This is a genomic window from Crocosphaera watsonii WH 8501, assembly GCF_000167195.1.
Lineage (GTDB): Bacteria > Cyanobacteriota > Cyanobacteriia > Cyanobacteriales > Microcystaceae > Crocosphaera > Crocosphaera watsonii.
On sequence record NZ_AADV02000004.1, the window covers coordinates 34,294 to 53,484 of the forward strand.

Sequence of the window (19,191 nt, forward strand, 5' to 3'; positions counted from 1 at the left end):
GTTTTGCCTCCTCGCAATGACAGTTTAGACTTGCTTAAGTTGACATTAATGTTCATTGATATTTTCCGACATAAATTACATTTTTATTTAAGTCAAAGTTATTGACTCCTTCAAGAATACCAATTAGTTCATCTTCTCCAGAGGTTTTGAGGTAGATTGCTTGTCCTTTATTGGTTGAACCTAAGACATAATCATTAGATTCTCCATGAAGTTGTATTTTATCTATGTTATTGTCAAAGTTTCTGATTTGTGCATAGCCATTTTTTGATTCTGTTGTGTTTGTACTATTACTATCGTTATAAAATACATTCGTAGTATTTCCTAAAACAAATACGTCTAAACTGCTTGCACCTGTTATCGGATCAAGGCGATCTCTTCCAGGATAGCTATTATCTGACAGATTAATTCCTGTTAATGGGTCTATCTTATTATAACCTAATGTTGCTTGGGTTAAAGTATTTGATTGACCAGATTGATTTAAGTTTGAAATTGCCTCTTCTAGAAACTCCATTCTACGATAAAATCTATCTTGAGGAATTTTTTGTTTATAAGTTTCACCATCAAACCCGGTCATTTGACTGTTTTGCCACCAAGTTTCATCAGACATTAATCCTAGTAACCCTTTTAAATCATTATTAGCTACAAAAGGTTGAACAAGTTTTCTGATTGCTGAATTGTAATCTCCTCGATATGTAAGATCAACAATAAGTTGATGAATTGCTGGATGTAAATTTTCTGTATCTACTTTTCCATATTCTTGTACCGTATCAGCTTTTTCGTAAATACTCAGAACGACTGCTTCTTTTCTTTTCCATTCAATATTAAAGAGTTTGTGTTGTTGTTCAAGAGTAAGTTCTGGTAATTGATCTTTATATTGCTCAAGTTTCTCTTTTGCTTGATTTCCAGTTAGGTTAGATTCTTGAGAAAAAATTGCATAAATTTTGGCATCGTCTTCTGATAAACCAATGCTAGTTAAGTCTTTAATAATTGTATCTTTTGTATGTTGAGATAAATCATATCCTCGTCCAATAGTTACTCCTGATTTACCAACTAATGGAACATGGGGAATACGGGAATAATAAATGCTATTTTTATTATCATTTCCCTCTGCATCAAATGTTAGTTGTCCCTTGGGAACTGTTAGGAAAGGATTAAAGATGAAATCTTTAACTTCTTGTTGTTTTAAACTTTCTTCTATCCCTGGATCAGTCCCAACATCTGTGACGACATTTCCACCATCAGCTACTAAAACAGGATGTTCATTTTCCCAATTTTCTGCGGAACCATATTTATCTCGTAAATATTGGATAACTTGTTCTTTTTGCTCATCTGGTAAAGCGTCTATTTTTTCTTTCATTTCCGAGAAAGAAAGCTGATCAATTTCATCTCCTAATGATTTTATTTCTTGACTAAATTTAACTTTTACTAAAATTTTATTATTATCAGAAGTAAGAAAATAAATGTTACCATTTTCATCTAATTCAAGATTTTGCGGATTAATTTCTAATTCTTTGGCAACTTCGATAATTTCTGGCTCATATAAATACTCATTAACAATTTCTTGTACTTCTTCTCTCCATATTCCTAATGATTTATCAATCGCTTTTAACCAAGCATTTAAACCTCCATCTTCGTAAGCATCAATACCCGGATTTCTCACAAATTAATTTGAAAGCCCAATTCAGAGATGAAAAATGATAATTTTTAGGACTAATAGAAATTTTGAATATAGATGAATAAAAAAATTGACTTTGATTATCCAAAAATTGAGTTTAAGAGGGAATAATTATATTAACTTTTGATTTTCTCCACGATAAATAAGACTAAATGAAAGTATCAGTAAGTCAACAACTTATGATAGATATCTTTTTTAAAAAACAACTTATTCTACTTATCCAGTATTAGGAATAGTTTTAATTCTTTTGTTAGCAATAGACAAAATATCTTGATAAGGACAAGCACTAGCTATAGCGATAATATTTCTTCTACAACTAATCTTTATTCTGGCTCCCAACTTAAGAAGATTTAGACGTATTCTTCCCACAGTTGCTTTAGCCAATGAAGTTTTTTTTAAACAGTGTTGACGAAAAGCATTTATGAGAACATAAGCCCAGGAATGTATCCATAATCTTAGTTGATTACTTTGAAATGTTTGAGTTGAAGTTCTATCAGCTAACAAGTCTAATTGTTGTTCTTTAATCCGATTTTCCATCTCGCCTCTCGGACAGTATTTTTTTGTATAAAGTTTTGAGGGTGGAATTTTTGAAGCGGGCAAAGATGTCACCACCTGGCGCATTTTTAGTAATTGCTCACCGCAATAAAGAATCTGTCTTGACAACATAAAGGTAAAATCGGGGATTTTTATGTATAGTGGGGGTTATGACCACAAATGCTACCATTGATTCAAAGCTAGTTAGAGCTATCGCCGATGAACAGTTGGCGAACAATGTCTTCATGATTGAGTGGCTAGTCAAGGCACAACAACAGTTATCTCTTCAACAAAGACTGATTGACCAGCAACAACAACAAATCTCTACACAACAGCAAGAAATTGAAAAATTGAAAGAAGAGAGAGATAAGCTAAAAAACCGTAACTCAAAAAACAGTTCAGTCCCCCCATCATCAGACCCACTAAAAAAGCCTTCTGACAAAAAGAAACGCAAAAAAGGATTTAAACGCGGACCAAAATATGACCACCCAGGGAAGACCCGTAATGGTTTTGGTCAGCCCGATAAGATAGTCCCTTTAGAACTAGAAAACTGTCCTGTTTGTGGGGGTTCAGTGGAACGAGATGAAGTAGTTCCCGAAAAAGTCCAGCAAGTGGCTGAAGTAGTAGACCAACCCATAGAAATCAGGGAATATCGTCGCGGATTCTATAAATGTCCTAGTTGTGGATGGTCAGATTACAGTCCTGTTCCATTGGGAGTTAAAGAAGGATTCAGTTATGGGGCGCGATTAAGTAGCATCGTGGGCTGGCTTGGCTATGGGGGTAATCTTACATGGCGTAAACAGGAACATTTTATAGAGTATGTCTTTGGCATTCCCATTTCTCAAGGGAGCCTTGCCAAAATGCACAAATGGTTTCAAGAAAGTTTAGAACCCTTGACCAAACAGTGGTTAAAGTACATCCAGCAGCCAGGAATCCGATGTGTTGACGAAACCAGTTATTGCATCGATGGCATCAAGTATTGGGTTTGGGTAGCCACATCAAATGAGGTCTGTGTGTTGATGTTGGCTCCCACTAGAAGCTCCGCAGAAGTCGAGAAATTGTTAGGAGCAGATTTTAAGGGCATCCTCACCAGTGACTGCTATAGTGCCTACTTTAGACAAAGTGCGATGGCCAAACAGAAATGTCTGGCACATTTAGAACGAGAGTTAGAGTCCCTTAAAACCAGTCGTTTTCAAGCGAATCGAGAATTTGCTGCCGATGTACAGCAAGTTTTAGCAACCGCCCGTATCCATTATCGTCATTATCATGCTCGAAATTTAACCCTTGAAGACTTAGGCTCCAAAAGAACAGAAGTCGAGAACTCACTGCAAAAGATTTTTAAAGCAACTCCCAAAAAAGGATGGCCTTATGATGCACAAAGATTGATTAACCGTCTCAAACGTCATTGGGAAGAGTGGTTCACCTTTCTAACTTATCCTGAAGTCAAACCAGATAATAATGATGCTGAGAGAGCTTTACGTCCCATTGTCATTCACCGCAAAGTAAGTGGGGGAGCAAGAAGCGACTGGGGTGCAGAGTTAGTCACCCAAATGTTCAGTTTTTTAGAGACCATGAGATTACAGGGGCAAAATGCCATTGTCCAATTATGCGAATTATTTTCATTAGCTGGTCGGAGTCCCCCAGGATTAGAGATGTAAAAGGCTCCGGAGCCGATGGGGGATAGATTTTTCTTGATCCCCCTATCTCTCTGCACAAAAATACACAGGGTTAGCGGATAATCTCCGCTAACAAAAAACTATCTTACTATTTTTTTTTCTCATATTGTTGTTTTTATTTGAGGTTTTTAAAAGACTTGATTCTGGGAATGTTAGTCATTAAAATAGCCGTAATAAATTAGCTTAAATTTTACGCTAAATCACAGGGCTTATATTTTTGTTGACTCAACTGATGTTGTTTGTAGTGCTTTTCAATAAGACTTTTTTGTTGCGGTGAGCAGTTACATTTTATTAATAATTTTTTTGGAAAAATGAGTGATTGATTTATCTTTTCATCTTTGTCTAATTCGGGTTGATTTTAACTTAAAATCTGACAACAGACTGTTGGTTGGGGAAATCTGCGATCGCTCTGTTCAAACCCACTTCCTGTAAGGCTTCTGTGTTTGGCGATCGCAGATTTTGTGAGAAATTCGGGTACCCTCCGTCAAAGAGTCTCTCGCTGTTAGTAAAATTTGACAACGATTCGTTGTCAGATTTTCATAGATAGTGTCAATCCAAGTAATCGCTACAAAATTCTTAATGTCAGGCCACTGTTGAGTTGAGGCATAATTACTCTTAGATACTGCTGTTCTTGAGAGTAATTTATGTCCCCCCTACTGGCGAGCAGTGATGACCTATCGTTACTAACTCCTATTCCTTTGGTTCTTCATCCGGCGGCGGTTTATCTTGACTGTTCAATCTTTGTCTATCCCTTTTTAACAGTCAATGCTTACAAACATTTTACTTTTAGCAGTATAATTAAGGACATCCCTAGTTAAAAATTAGGATTAATCATGTTCACACAGAGAACAACTTGTTACAGAAGCTCTATAAACAGCGAAACGCCGTCGGCTTGGGGAAGTTTGACGGACGTTTCTAAAAGAGCTTATGTGCTGGGTTTCTCTACCTTGTCAAGTAACTTGGCTAGAAGCCAAAGGGGGTGACAGATGATCGATTCAAACTCGTTACTCAAAGGAGGTATCCAATGAAAAGTTAAAAGTAAGATCGAATTGAACAACGGAATGTAACCCGCAATGAGTATATCATATCAAATTTTGCGGGACATGCACTCTCTTTGTGCAAATTTTCCCAAAGATTGGACAAAGAGATTGTCGAAAAGCAGATTGCTTCAGGCGTGCGAATGCAATACTTCGTTCCTCAGCACAAGCCTACAATTGATTGACTCCGTTGTTTATCTATCGCAGTTTTTAATGATTTTTAGACGAATTCGATTATCCTCTGTTTTCAGGCTGTGTTCTTCTTCTGGTGACGTTAACTAACGTCGTCACAGGATCTCTTTGACCATTTTCCTGAAAAACACAGTTGAAAACCAAAGGCCATACGCCGTAGGCGTGGAAATGAGGAGATGGCCTCCGCCATAAATGCCTTGAGTAGTCATGGCTTGATAACTACCCCATGATCTGTAAGTTCACTATCTAACTATAGAGTCATGCTTTTCCTCTTTTAGTCTCAAAAATTATTTGACCAAGTAATCTCGAATTAACCTTAGTAAATTGTAGAAATCTAGAGAAATCATGAATAATTACCGAATTGATGACAAACACCTCCTTGAATGGGTTACAGGTTCCGGTGTTGACCCAGAAATTGTGAAATTGAATGTGAGATCGCTAATCCCTCCTGCTACCTACGATTTCCTGTTATACTCAGACCAACTCAAAAGAAGAAACGATGGAAGACTAAACGGAAACACCCTTAAAGCCTACCAGCACCTAGATGACAGAGGATGGGGGGTAAATGCCATTGATCCAGAAACAGGAGAGGATCTCCTCTGGGGCCAAATCAAACCCAACAAACCGAAAGTAACGAATGATGGAAAAGTGCGAAAATACGAATGTCCCCCCTTTGAACCAGTTGAAGCAATCTGTCCCAAAGTGTCTCATCGTATTGGGTTAAAAGTTGCTAAAAAAGCAGGACTATTAAAGGAATACCGAGAGCGTATCCGAGAAAAATGGATAATGACCGAAGGGATAACATATAAAGAATTCTTACGCCAAAAGGACAAGTTATTCTGGAAATGGGTGAAGGAGAATGTGGAGGTGGCGATCGCAGTAGTAGAAGGAACCAAGAAAGCAGGAGCGTTACTATCTCAAGGAATAGCAGCCATTAGCATCCCCGGAATATGGAACGGAAGTCCCAAAGACGATAAGGGAAACCCCGTACTATTGCCACAACTACAATACTTTGCGCAACCAGGACGAGAGATAGTGATTATCTTTGACCAGGACTGTAAACTAAAAACCCAAGCCAGTGTCATAGCAGCGAGGGAGAGGTTAGCCAATTGTTTCCGGTCAGCTTATTGTAAAGTTTTGTTTCTGAGTTGGGATACAGAAGAGAAAGGGATAGATGATGCGATCGTCGCCAACGGTTCAGAATGGTTCACATTCGTATGGGCCAAACGTGGAATCAAGCCCGCCCCAATTAAAATCGCTCCCCTAGAGCATAACCTACCCAAATGGAACGAAAAGAGGGTCTGTGAATATTTAGCGGACTTATATAAAGACAGGCTAATTTATGAAGAGGTAACAAAAGACTGGTATTTATACAATGCAGAAAAAGATGGAATCTGGGAGCAAATAAGCAAAGAACGCTTAGAACAAAGATTAATGCTCGAACTAGACGCATTAATCGATAAAGCCCAAACCATCACCAACCAAATCATCAAAGCCATAAATGCAGTCAAAACCAGTAACAGAGATAAAACAGAGAAAGGAGACATAATTGAACAATTAAAGCAGCAATTACCCAAAGTATCAGACTATAAATTCACCTTTGTGGAGGCATTAGGGAAACGGTTATCTAGAGTATTGCTAGTCAAAGAAATGGCAACCAACTCTCAACAAGGATTAATTCCATTCCGTAATGGAGTGCTAGATTTAGACACAAGGGAACTTCTGCCCCATAGCCCCCAAAACTACTTTACCTGGAGTTTACCCTACGATTACAACCCCTTGGCACAATGTAACCCCATCAAACAATGGTTATTAGAGATGATGGAAGGAGACGAATCCCTAGTAAACTTAATCAGAGCCTACTTACATGGTATTGTTACTGGACGGACAGATTGGCAGAAATTTTTAGCCTTGTGCGGGCCAGGGGGAAGTGGGAAATCAACCTTAATCAAACTGGCGATCGCCCTAGTGGGATTCGAGAACGTCCACGTCACCGATTTAGATATATTAGAGAAAGATAAATTTGAAACCTCTAACCTTAAAGATAAACGGTTGGTAATCATTAATGAAGCCACCAGTTATAAAGGGGTGAAGAAATTAAAGGCATTGACGGGGGGCGATCGCTTAAGATTCGAGCAGAAATATAAACAAGCATTAGCCAGCTTCTATCCCGATGCCTTAGTAATTATCACCTCCAACGAACCCATAAAGACAGGGGACTATACCAGTGGTTTATATCGTCGAGAGATTCCCCTATCGATGAACCGACGAATTCCTGATAAAGAGCAAAAGAAATTAATCGACCATGATCGTCAAAATAACATCATTGGAGAATTTGCCCCCCACATCCCAGGACTTTTGAACTGGGTTTTAGAGATGGATAGTGAAATGGCGACGCAAATCATTAAAGATCCCTATAACTATGCCCCGGCACTCCTCAAAAGCAAATTAGATAACTTAATGGATACCAATAGTATAGCAGCATGGTTAAACGAGAAGATCATCTATGAGCCCAAATACCAAACCCAAGTAGGGTGTAAATCACCATTGGGAGAATCGAAAGAGGAAATTTGGTTGTATGCCAGTTATTGTGCTTATTGTGCATCAGCCGGGATAAACACCATCTCCTTAACCCGATTTTCCTACCTAGTATTAGACCTGTGTAACAATCAACTAGGCTTACCAATCATTAAAGACCGCAATAACGTTAAAACTTATATTGAGGGTTTAAAAATTCGTGATCATTTGGATGAGGATCGTCCCCCAATGATTGAAGGTATTTATACTCTCTCTAGTGGAGAGTCTGTGAAGAGTTGTGTGCTGGAGGTGATGGCTGAAACGCCTATCAGTGTTGAATGTGGAGACTGTGGAGACTTTTCTGGAACTTCCCAAAAAAATCAACCATCGTCTGTTGCACTTTTAGATCAACCATTAACCTCAAGTAAGTCTCAAACAAAAATAGAAAATTTAGAAAATAACCCACCACACTCACCACAGTGTTCTCCTGCCTTGGTTACAGAGGAACATCAACCTAACACCGACTCACCACAGGAGGAGGTGAATATGGTGGAGTGGGATGACATTACTGAGGGCATCGATAAGCAAATGGAGCGACTAGGATGGGATGTGCAAAAAGGTCAACAGTACATCTTTGAAAAGTATGGGAAAAAATCTTGTCAGATGTTAACCGATAATCAACTACTAGAATTTTTGGAGGATCTCAAAGCCCAACCCAAGTTTAAAGTGGGACAAACAGCGATATTAAGAGAAACCAAGGTGATTATTGAACGTTTAATTGATAAATTTGTAGCGGTAGTAAGGTCATGTTCAAACCCTTCTGAAAAACCGATAGAGGTGTCTATTCACCACTTATCTTTGGCTATTTGAAGAGTGCGATTCGTTGAGCTAGAAAGCTAATACCCAGTCTTAGACAAGGATTTACCGTGTAGCTCATTCAGAAACCCAAAAAAGGGGTAAAAATAAGGTGTAAACGACCTACTAGACCTAAGAAGAACAAACCCCCCAAAGGGCATCCTCGAAGGAATAAAACTAGAAAGTCAAACGGATAAAAATCCTAACGGGAGGTAAGAAAATCGGAAAGTTACAAAAAAAACTAACGACTTACCGAACAAGTTAAGTAGGGATAACCGAACAACACATACACCAAGATTTCTGAATAACTGTTGATTTGTTGGCATCTGGAGCCAAACTCGGAATCAAGGGGAAACCCAAGAGTGACGACATAACCCTCCGTTTTGGACTTAGTAAACCCAGGATGGAAGCAGGGTTAAAAGGGAATAACCACTGTGAAACAGCACATGAAATTCCCAAGTTAATTGGTCATGGTTAAACATTACGTTGAATCATCGACTTGAACCCTCACAATAGCCATATAGCCTAATCTGTTTGACAGGCTGTGTTCAAAAGAACAAGGTGAAAAGTGGAAAACTTCTTCGCTTATCCACACAGATTCCTGAAAGTAGCCTGGGGGAGAGATGAAACCTAAAACCAATAATCCCAAATCAACGGAACGAATTAAGTCCATGACTTCTCTTACCAAAAGGTCGATTAGGTAAGTAGGAACAAACTTAACCGCAAGAGTCATGGATGTGAGAAGCAATAAGAAGCAAATGCCTACTTGTAATGAGTACGGATAAGCTAACGTATTGCTGGTTAATTAGATGAAATAGTCTCAATTAGAGGTAAATATGTCGAATGCGAGTATAACCAAGACTACGCCAGAATGGAATACTATCAACTGGGGAAAAGTCCAGAGAAAGGTGTTCAAGCTTCAAAAGCGAATATTTCAAGCTGTTAAATCAGGTAATAAAGTTAAAGCTAAAAAGCTTCAGAAGTTACTGTTAAAGTCACATTACGCAAAGCTCTTAGCCATACGCAAAGTGACCCAAGATAACCAAGGTAAAAAGACTGCTGGTATTGATGGGATAAAGGCACTACGCCCTAACCAAAGAGTAAAGCTTGTCAACGAACTTACCCTAAAAGGTTACAAAGCAAAGGCACTCAGAAGAGTTTGGATTCCCAAGCCTGGAAGAGACGAAAAACGTGGATTGGGGATACCCACCATGAAAGATAGAGCAATGCAAGCCTTGGTTAAATCAGCCTTAGAGCCATACTGGGAAGCCCAATTTGAGGAAACATCCTATGGTTTTCGCCCAGGCAGAAGCACACATGATGCAATAAGCAGGATACATACTACCATCAACAAGAAGGCAAGATATGTCCTAGACGCTGATATTGCCAAATGTTTCGATAAGATTAACCATGATTACCTACTGTCCAAAGTAGATTGTCCATACAACATTAAAAGAATCATTAAACAATGGTTGAAATGCGGTGTAATGGATAACGGCGTATTTGAGGGAACTAAAACCGGAACTCCCCAAGGCGGTGTAATAAGTCCATTATTGGCTAACATTGCACTACACGGAATGATTAACGACATCACAACCAAATTTCCCAGATTTAAATATAGAAACGGGAAAACAGAACATAACTACAGACCAGTAATCGTCCGATACGCCGATGATTTCGTAGTTCTTCATAGAGAGTACGAGATTATTCTACAATGTAAAGAACTAATTGCTCAATGGTTAGAAAAAGTCGGACTTGAAATCAAACCATCAAAAACCAGAATATGTCATACACTAAATGACATAAAAATTGATGGAAAGACAGAAAAAGCAGGTTTCGACTTTCTTGGATTCAATATAAGGTCCTACCCAGTTGGAAAACACAAATCTGGTTCAAGAGGTGGTAACACCGGAGGTAGAACCAGAGAAAAGATAGGATTCATAACCCTAACGAAACCAAGTAAAAAGGAAATACTAGCTCATCATGAGGCAATCAAAGAGGTTATCAAAGCCAACAGAAATGCCCCACAATCAGCATTAATCAATAGATTAAATCCCATAATCAGAGGATGGTGTAACTATTATAGAACTGCTGCCAGTAGTGAAATATTCTCATCCGAAGACCACATATTATGGAGAATGCTCAGAGCATGGACAGTGAGCAGGAAAAAAGGAAAAACATCAATACAAAATGCTCTCAGTAAATATTTCTCAAACGGAAAAAACGGAAAGTGGACATTCCAAAACGGGAAATATGCCCTCTACAGTCACGCCGAAACGGAAATAATGAGACATACATTGGTTAAGCCTGAAGCATCACCTTATGACGGAAATTGGACTTATTGGAGCATACATACGGGGTACATATACTGGGACACCAACTAGGGTTGCAAAACTCTTAAAGAAACAAAAAGGTATATGTCCTCAATGTAAGCAACACTTTACACCTGAAGACTTGATAGAAGTTGACCACATTATCCCTAAATCGAAAGGTGGAAAGGATACGTACAACAATTTACAAGCTCTACATCGTCATTGTCATGATGTCAAAAGCAAAAATGACTACCTCTATGATTGGCACTTATAATGGCTATGAATGGAGAGACAATGTACTAACAGTACCCATGACAAGGGACTAATTGCCGAGAGCCGTGTGAGATGAAAGTTTCATGCACGGTTCGGACTGGGAGGAGAGGTAAGTGATTACTTTTTCGACCCCTAATCGGCCCCGTGGCTTTGCTATAAATTGATTTCTTAGACACTCCTTTGGTTTCTCTCAATATCTCCAATCATCTGTAAGTTGGGAGTACCATCTATCCTTCTCTGTTTCACGGTGAGGATACATCTTCGTTGCCTTTTCTTTGATATGACGGCACGATATAGAGCAAAGGGGTAAGAGTGGGATGTTTGTGTTTATTTAGGGTTTGCTGAAAAAGTTTCTCCAAAATTTATGCCACTTTTGACCAAGAATTTTCTGACAAATCAATAAGTTTTAGTACATAAAAATTGTTTAAAGTATAATCAAAATTAATGAAAGGCGGTTTGATGAGTTCCCCTGTTCTATTATTAGTAAATAAGGACAAAAAAAGCGACAAAAACTGCCTCAGAAGTTTAGAAAGATTGACAACTAAAAATGTAATAGCAGTAGATGTAATGGAGGTTTCAGGGAGTTTTGTCATCACGAGATTTAGGCTAAATCTTCGTTTAGCTTGTCCAAACTTTCCCTCAATAGCATTACGGAAGCATTCATCGGAGTGGGCTTGTTTCTTTTCTTCTTCACTGACATTTTTCGGAGGTCTTCCTAACTTCGGACCACTGATTCTTATCCCTCTTTCCTTACACCAATTTCTGTTTTCCCTAGTTCGATAAATTTTATCTACATGGACGGATTCGGGATAATAGCCAAACGTTTCTTTATACTTTTCTACTTGTTCTTTTAAATGACAAGATTCATTGAAGTTTTCCCAACTTATTTTGTCTAGAAACACATAGTTATCTACACAGCTTACTGAGAGTTTAGCTCCAAACTCTATTGGTTTTCCTGCTTTTCCCCTCACTATTGGACGAATATGCGGTTGAGTTAAACTTACAATTCTTTGAGGAACACTCTGGGTCTTATTCTCCCACATTGACTGTTGTTGTTCATAAACTTTTTTGATAGTCTCTAGACAATTTTTCTGTCTTTTACTCAGATTTTCCAGGGAAGCCCCAGCTTGAATTAAGTCTTCTATATTTCCTAAATTTTTCTTAAGGTATTTTAACTGTTTCCCGATAGCTTTTCTTCTTTCTTGATAAGATACTTTTCGTTTTTTAGCTACTTTTAAGTATTCCTTTCTAGCAATTTTTCTAGAAGTTCTCGGCTTTTTTCTCAATTTTACTCTTAATGGTGTATAAAGATTATCTATTATTCTTTCTGTCTCAATTCTGGCTTGATTTAATATGCCTAAATCCGTTGGGTATTTGATGTCTGCTGGCGCACAAGTCGCATCTAAAATTAGTTTACCTTTATTTTTTATTTTTTCTCCTTTTTCTTGGAGATAATCCTTTTTTTTTACTTCTTTATCACTCTTGTCTATTTCTCTTTTTACTATTTTTTTATTGATTTTGTTTATCAATTCTCCATCAATTCTTTTCCTAAAATGAACTAGCATTGAAGATTCCAGTGGTGGCTCTTGTTGATAACAATTTAAACCTATAAAGTATTGTAGATAGGGATTTTCTCTAATCTGTTCTATAGTTTCTCTATCACTTGTTCCTAATTTTTCCTTAATAATTAATGTCCCTAATGCCATTCTAAATAGTTTGGCTGGCGCACCTTTTTCTGCTGAAAAAAGTTTAGCATATTCTTCCTCAAAATCATCCCAAGGTATCAACTCTGCCATGATTACCCAACGATTATTGGGGGACAATTTGCCCTCGAAAGGTAATTCAAATTTTTCTGGGGGCGGTAAAGGTTGCTCCTCTTTTCGATACATTTGTTCTTGACCAACAACTGGGAGGTGTTTCTACCAATTATAGCGGTTTGTAGCCGACAAAGCTGATCTTTTTTGCGATCGCGAATATGGGTGTAACCTTTTAAAGAATAGGGTTTTGCTTTTATTCAGCAAACCCTAATTGGCTATTTTTTATATCTGATGGAAATGGTAAACAAAAAGGTAAAACAGAGGATTGTATATTCAGATTAAAAACAGATAAGACTCCTATTCAAGATTTACCCCTTTTAAAATTACTTAAAAATTATCCCCCAAGTTAATAATTTAGAAGAAAGACATCAACTATTATCACCAATAATACAAGAAATTGCTGAAGATGTTAACAATGATCCTGAATTAAATCTATTTTCTGAACTAGACGGTGAAGGATTAGACAATAATGACAATTAATCCTAAAAGACATTAGATTATTTATCGGATCCCTAGTTAAGAGTCTATTTAAAATACTTCAGAAACTTTTAATTCTAGTTCTTGAAACATAGGAGATTGAATCAAACCATTTTTACTAAAATTACCAACTTCTTGGTAACTATCTCCTTTCAATTCTAAGACTAAAATACTTTGTGCTTGAGGATCAATAATCCAATATTCGGGAACAGAACAATCTTGGTATTGTATTCTTTTGGCAATATAATCTCTTTCCCTTTGAATGTCACCAGGACTAACCACTTCAATCACTAATAAAGGAGGGGACATAAACAGACGAATAGTATTCCTTTTTGAGAGTTGTTGTATATGTTCTTCTCGAATAATAGTTAAGTCAGGATAGCGGTTTTTGGGTTCCCCTCTCACTTCTAATTCTAACCCATGACCCCTAACCCTACGATGTCCTACCAAAGAAGCAAATTTAAGAAAAAGAAAATTAGCAATTTCTATATTTAAACCTGATTCTGGAGGCATTTCAATCAATTCTCCATTGAATAATTCATAGAGTTTTTCTGAATTATCGTCATATTCTAAATACTCTTCAAATGTTTGAAAACGAGTTTTAGTGGTTAACATTTTGTAAGAGGAGTTAATGGGCAGAGGGGGACTCGAACCCCCATGACCGAAGCCGCCACATTTTGAGTGTGGTGCGTCTACCAATTTCGCCATCCGCCCTTAGTCGTTGCCTTCTGATTATACTCTGTTTTGCCTGTTTCTAACAAGTGGTGATAATCTTGGGAACTGGCCCAGCGATCGATCTCTTTAGCCCGCAAAACAGGCACAGGGTGGGTCAATTGTTCAGTTTGAGCCTGTTTTAACATTTCTCCTAAAACAGTGTTGCTCATGGCTTCGTAATGCCTCGCCTGTTCAATAAATGCCTCTAGGTTCAACTGGGGGGCAATAGTAGGGGAACCGCCAGCCAATTTCATTAAAATAGACATGACAACTTTGGGATCTTGTGCCACCAATAAAGCCGCGCGATCGCAACTAAACTCAGCACAGCGTACCCATTGTAACATTTGCGCTTGTAAAGATTGGGCGAGGGCTGCCCCCCAGTTGGGTAATAAACTCGCACCCAAGACCATCATATTAGCCAAAGTCAGGTAAACCCCGTGTTCACATTTGAGGTGTCCCAACTCGTGGGCCATCACCCCTTGTATTTCCTCTGGGGTCAACATTTCCACCAAAGAGGTATGCAGCACCATAAAAGGTTTTTTCCCTTGCATAGCGAAGGTGTAGGCGTTAGGTACAGGGTTTTGTTGTAAATAGAGTTGTGGGGGTTCGAGATCGATAATACGACACGCTTCCACTAATAATTTATGAAGATGGGGTAATTGTTTTTCACTGACTAACACCGAGGAAGCAATGTTATTGAGATAGAAAAACTGTTCCGCCACCGAACCCAGTAGACTCCTCACAATCATATCTAAGCCAGGGAGTTGTTTTAACGTTGTGGTGGCTTCTAAATCTAAAGGATGACGAAAATCGTCGGCTTTTAAGCCTATTAACTGGGGTTTTTGTCAATTGCATTGTTATTCAGGGGATACTAACCATTTTTTCACACGCTCCAGACTTTTCCAGCCTGGTTTACGGCTTAATCCATCTTCGATGTTTTCCATGATATCGTTACGGATATCTTCATCAAGGGAGATTAATTGTTGGGCCGCTTCGATGTGATCCCGCACTCCTTTTGCGCCGGTGTCTAACATAGCTAGAGCCAAGTTAATTCGGGCTTGGGGCGGTCTACTATCGATTTTAACGCTTTTTCTGGCTGCTTTGAGAGCCGACTCTGGTTTATCTGCTAAGAGGTATAACCAAGCTAAACAGGCCCAAGCGGTGGGGTTTTTGGGGGAGCGATCGCAAATTTCTTTGAAATAAGGGATTAAAGTATCAATAGATTCCCCTTCTTTATAACGTTCTAACCCTTGCTCAAAGGCGTTTTCAACAGTTTCAGTCATTTTTAGCGATGAAATTAATACAGAATGGGACATAAAGCCTATTTCTGCCCCGATTACTTACCTAAAATAACACGGGAGCATGAAAGCCATCATCTATAGCGCGATGGATGAAATGCTTACGAATTGGTTTTAACCAATTATATCTTATTTTGCACACTTGTGTAAGATATGTGTTAGTATGTGTCTATGGCTATTTTAATTCTGACACTTAAACTTCCTTTTTATCGGTTAAACCAATGCAAAGCGCAAGAGTTTGACCGATTAACTGAGTTGAACACGGGTATTGCTAATCAGTTATTAGAAGTACCTAAAACGGATAGAAGAAAATACACCAGTAAAGATTTCAACCATGTTGAGATTGGGTCAGGTTGGATTAATCAAACTATCCGCAATAGTTGTGCTGCAACTAAAGTAAAAAAGTTTAAATGTTTGCCACTTGAAGTTAACAATCAAGGATGGAGAATTGAGAAAAAAGGTGATACTTATTCAGTGGCTTTCTCAATTATTAGAGGAGTTAAAAAACGCATTCCTTTAGCTATTCACCAATCTAATCATACTAATACTTTAGATAAAGTCATAGCAAAAGAAGCTAAAAAGCGGTGCGACCCCGGCGATTCGCAATCGCCTAGGGAATGCGCACCAAGAAAAGGCAGTCTTAAACTATGGAAATCGAAGAAAAATATCTGGTATGTTTTGTTGTCAGTGTCAATGGATGTTCCTGATGCTGAACCAGTAAAAAACTGGATTGGAGTAGATAGAGGGCAAAACCAGATTGCTGTTGCTAGTTTGCCTAGTGGATTTGGTAAGTTTTGGAATGGTGGTCAAATCAAACATTTAAGAAGACGCTATCAAAAACTTAGAAAACAACTCCAAAAAGCCAATAAACGCAAAGTAATTAAACGGTTAGAATCAAAAGAAAGACGAATTATTACCTATATTAACCATTGCATTTCTAAACAGTTAGTTCAGTTTGCTAAAGACTATGGCATGGGATTAAGGTTTGAAGATTTATTTAATATTAGACAAACTTCAAAGCAATCCAGAAAAGTTAGGTCTGACGCTGAAAATAATCGCCATACTTGGTCATATTTTCAGTTGGAAACGCTAACTCGTTATAAAGCTATCAAAAATGGTGTACCTTTTGAATTAATACCAGCACCTTATACTTCTAAATCTGACCATCGCAACGGTGTGATTGGGAAAAGAAATGGACATTGGTTCCGAGGTTTTGACGGTTATCAATGTAATAGCGATTGGAATGCTAGTCAAAATATAGGTCAATGGTTAGGGTTTTCATGTCCTTTAGACCTTAAGAAAACTGTATTTGTAATGGATGCAGACGGTTTAAAGGATGGGGTCAATGGGAGTCCCCTGAACTAGAGTAATGTCTAATCAGGTGGATTTATCCCCTGATTAGACAACCTCTAGAATCCCTGCGGTTTTAACCCAGGGAGTCTCAAGATACAATATATTTCGTGGATTAAACACCAAAGGACTTACCACAGCCACAAGTTTGGTTGGCGTTGGGGTTAGTAAATTCAAAACCACCCCCAATCATGGCGTTACTATAATCTAGGACGAGGCCGTAGAGATAAAGAAGACTTTTGCGATCGCAAACAATTTTGAAGCCATCATAATCATAGACTTCATCTTGTTCACCAATATTACTAACGTCTTCAAAGTCCATAATATAGGACATTCCGGAACATCCTCCCTGACGAACCCCAACACGCAAGCAGAGGTCTTTTCCTTCTTGTTCCCTTAACATGAGAACTTGCTTGAGGGCTGTTTCAGTCAGTTGAATTCCTTTTGTGGGGGTTTGAGTGGCTTGTGTCATCGGTAATGGTGACTCCTTGAGGGCTAGAATGATTTTCAAACTTTTTCTATTCTAGAATAACCTTAGCCTTGTTAACCTCTTATTTAAAGAATTATTACTTTATATCCTTAATCTATACTTACCATAGATTTACCTTTTAGTCAAACCAAAGCAACATCTATTCAATTATTAATTAAATAAATGAAAAAAGAAATTTTATTTATGAGTAACGGCCATGGAGAGGACTTAAATGCTAGTTTAATTCTCCAAGAGTTGCCAAAAATTGCCCCCTAACATAAACATTACAGGAATGCCTTTTGGTTGGGGGAAGGAAATACTTATCGTTCTCTTAATTTACCTTTGATCGGGCAGCCCAAAAGTTTACCTTCTGGGGGCATTTTTTATATGAATCCCCTGACTTTATTAAAGGATGTCAGTGCCGGATTGATTGGTTTCACTTTATATCAAATTCGTACCCTTCTTAAATACTGTTCTCGCTATGATTTAATTGTTGCTGTTGGGGACATTTTTCCTGTTACCATGGCCTACATAACTAATCGTCCTTTTGTAGCTTTTCTTGTGTCTACTTCTAGTTATTATGAAGGTAAATTAAATCTACCTTGGTTAACCCGTTTGTGTTTGCGATCGCCTCGTTGTTTAGCTATTTTTACTAGAGATGCTTTTACGGCAGAAGATTTACAGCAACAAGGATTTAAACAAGCTTCTTTTTTAGGCTATCCCATCATGGATATTTTAACCCCGACGGAAAAAAATTTACATCTTGATGATAATATCCCCACCATCGCTTTATTACCGGGAAGTCGTATTCCTGAAGCTCTTAATAATTTAGAATTATTGTTAAAAGTATGCGAATCTCTAGCTAGTTTAGAAAAAGTACAATTTCGGGTTGCTTTAGTTAAAGCCATACAAGAAAATGAGCTAGAAATTTTAGCTAAAAATTTAGGATGGCAATATCAATCTTGTGGTATTTTAATCAAAAAACAAGAAGAAAATACCATTAGAGTTGAATGTTATTATCAAGCATTTTCTGATATTATTAATCATTGTGATCTAGCTTTGGGTATGGCAGGAACTGCTGTAGAACAAGTTGTAGGTTTAGGGAAACCAGTGATTCAATTACCAGGAAAAGGTCCACAGTTTACATACCCTTTTGCCGAAGCACAAATGAGACTATTAGGAATATCGGTTAAAACTATGGGAAAAAGTTATAAAAATTCTGACATTTTTATTGCAACTGCAAAAACAATTCAATCTATTTTACAAGATCAAGATTATTTAGAAAAATGTCGTAAAAATGGAGAAGAAAGAGTCGGGAAACCAGGAGGATCTCTCAATATTGCTCAGGCGATCGCAAATTTACTTTAAACATTTTTAGCAACTTTAACCTCCAAACTGTTATACTATAAGGGAAATTTTTAATTCTCAGTGATTAAGCCATGAGTGAAACATCTAACCCAACAACAGGAACCTTAAAAGAAAGAATCAGTGAGGGTATCAAAACAGCGATGAAAGCTAGGGATAAAATTCGTCTAGAAACTATTAGAAGTATTAAAAAAGTTATTGTAGAAAAAGAAACCGAAGTACGTCCCAAAGGACAAGATCAATTAACTCCTGAACAGGAATTAGAGTTATTAGCACAACAAGCTAAACAAAGGAGAGATTCTATTGAACAATACCGTAAAGGTGGTAGAGATGATTTAGCTGATAAAGAAGCTCAAGAATTAGCAATTATAGAAACCTATTTACCGGCTCAACTTTCTCCTGAAGAAATAGAAGCTATTATCGATAAAATCATAGAATCTGTGGGAGCAAGTTCCCCGAAAGATATGGGTAAAGTTATGGGTCCAGCTATGAAAGAACTTAAAGGTAAAGCTGATGGTAAACAAGTTCAAGAAATAGTTAAAGCTAAACTAGGTTAACTTGTTTAATTTCAAGAATAATTAACGATTAATAATGAATAATCCCTAAATAATTCATTATTAAATCTATTAT

At 37.7% G+C, this 19,191-nt stretch carries 10 protein-coding genes, 1 tRNA gene and 3 pseudogenes; 6 read left to right on the forward strand and 8 right to left on the reverse strand.

Annotation, left to right across the window (positions count from 1 at the left end; all coding sequences use genetic code 11):
- Positions 1 to 52: 52 nt before the first annotated feature.
- Both CWATDRAFT_RS31630 and CWATDRAFT_RS08915 read right to left on the reverse strand, forming a co-directional pair.
- Positions 53 to 1,660 (reverse strand): lysozyme family protein, encoded by a 1,608-nt coding sequence (locus tag CWATDRAFT_RS31630; RefSeq protein ID WP_007304840.1) that lies wholly within the window; start codon positions 1,658 to 1,660, stop codon positions 53 to 55.
- 231 nt (positions 1,661 to 1,891) lie between these two features.
- Positions 1,892 to 2,314 (reverse strand): annotated as a pseudogene (locus tag CWATDRAFT_RS08915) (transposase); the annotation flags it as partial.
- Positions 2,315 to 2,370: 56 nt separating this feature from the next.
- Here CWATDRAFT_RS08915 and CWATDRAFT_RS08920 point away from each other — a divergent pair.
- The 3 genes and pseudogenes from CWATDRAFT_RS08920 to ltrA all read left to right on the forward strand — a co-directional run bounded on the left by CWATDRAFT_RS08920 (position 2,371) and on the right by ltrA (position 11,124).
- Positions 2,371 to 3,867: an IS66-like element ISCwa4 family transposase gene (locus CWATDRAFT_RS08920; RefSeq protein WP_007304688.1), complete on the forward strand. Its 1,497-nt coding sequence runs from the start codon at positions 2,371 to 2,373 to the stop codon at positions 3,865 to 3,867.
- Between the two features lie 1,592 nt (positions 3,868 to 5,459).
- Positions 5,460 to 8,501, forward strand: coding sequence for a phage/plasmid primase, P4 family (locus CWATDRAFT_RS08925; RefSeq protein ID WP_007304689.1), 3,042 nt, complete (start codon positions 5,460 to 5,462; stop codon positions 8,499 to 8,501).
- An 821-nt stretch (positions 8,502 to 9,322) separates the two neighbouring features.
- Positions 9,323 to 11,124: pseudogene (gene ltrA / locus CWATDRAFT_RS08935) on the forward strand (group II intron reverse transcriptase/maturase).
- A gap of 309 nt (positions 11,125 to 11,433) precedes the next feature.
- Here ltrA and CWATDRAFT_RS08940 read toward each other — a convergent pair.
- From CWATDRAFT_RS08940 to CWATDRAFT_RS08955, 5 genes are all read right to left on the reverse strand, one after another.
- Positions 11,434 to 12,960, reverse strand: coding sequence for an IS5-like element ISCwa2 family transposase (locus CWATDRAFT_RS08940; RefSeq protein WP_007304838.1), 1,527 nt, complete (start codon positions 12,958 to 12,960; stop codon positions 11,434 to 11,436).
- Between the two features lie 456 nt (positions 12,961 to 13,416).
- Positions 13,417 to 13,980, reverse strand: coding sequence for a Uma2 family endonuclease (locus tag CWATDRAFT_RS08945; RefSeq protein WP_021834435.1), 564 nt, complete (start codon positions 13,978 to 13,980; stop codon positions 13,417 to 13,419).
- A 17-nt stretch (positions 13,981 to 13,997) separates the two neighbouring features.
- Positions 13,998 to 14,079, reverse strand: a tRNA-Leu gene (locus CWATDRAFT_RS08950).
- Complete coding sequence (locus CWATDRAFT_RS33185) at positions 14,058 to 14,909, reverse strand: M48 family metallopeptidase (protein WP_071892199.1); 852 nt, start codon at positions 14,907 to 14,909, stop codon at positions 14,058 to 14,060. Before CWATDRAFT_RS33185 ends, CWATDRAFT_RS08950 begins: the two co-directional genes overlap by 22 nt.
- A 27-nt stretch (positions 14,910 to 14,936) precedes the next feature.
- Positions 14,937 to 15,362 carry a tetratricopeptide repeat protein gene (locus CWATDRAFT_RS08955; RefSeq protein WP_035825704.1) on the reverse strand — a complete coding sequence of 142 codons (426 nt, stop codon included), beginning with the start codon at positions 15,360 to 15,362 and terminating at the stop codon, positions 14,937 to 14,939.
- A gap of 186 nt (positions 15,363 to 15,548) precedes the next feature.
- Between CWATDRAFT_RS08955 and CWATDRAFT_RS08960 the strand changes: the two genes are divergently transcribed.
- On the forward strand, positions 15,549 to 16,742 hold the full coding sequence (locus CWATDRAFT_RS08960) for an RNA-guided endonuclease TnpB family protein (protein ID WP_007304691.1): 1,194 nt from the start codon (positions 15,549 to 15,551) through the stop codon (positions 16,740 to 16,742).
- Positions 16,743 to 16,842: 100 nt separating this feature from the next.
- On the opposite strand, the gene CWATDRAFT_RS08965 is transcribed toward CWATDRAFT_RS08960, so the two are convergent.
- Positions 16,843 to 17,199, reverse strand: coding sequence for a HesB/IscA family protein (locus tag CWATDRAFT_RS08965; RefSeq protein ID WP_007304834.1), 357 nt, complete (start codon positions 17,197 to 17,199; stop codon positions 16,843 to 16,845).
- A 180-nt stretch (positions 17,200 to 17,379) separates the two neighbouring features.
- Between CWATDRAFT_RS08965 and CWATDRAFT_RS08970 the strand changes: the two are divergent.
- Positions 17,380 to 18,564 (forward strand): annotated as a pseudogene (locus CWATDRAFT_RS08970) (lipid-A-disaccharide synthase-related protein).
- A 71-nt stretch (positions 18,565 to 18,635) separates the two neighbouring features.
- Positions 18,636 to 19,118 carry a GatB/YqeY domain-containing protein gene (locus CWATDRAFT_RS08975; RefSeq protein WP_007304693.1) on the forward strand — a complete coding sequence of 161 codons (483 nt, stop codon included), beginning with the start codon at positions 18,636 to 18,638 and terminating at the stop codon, positions 19,116 to 19,118.
- The last annotated feature ends 73 nt before the right edge of the window (positions 19,119 to 19,191 follow it).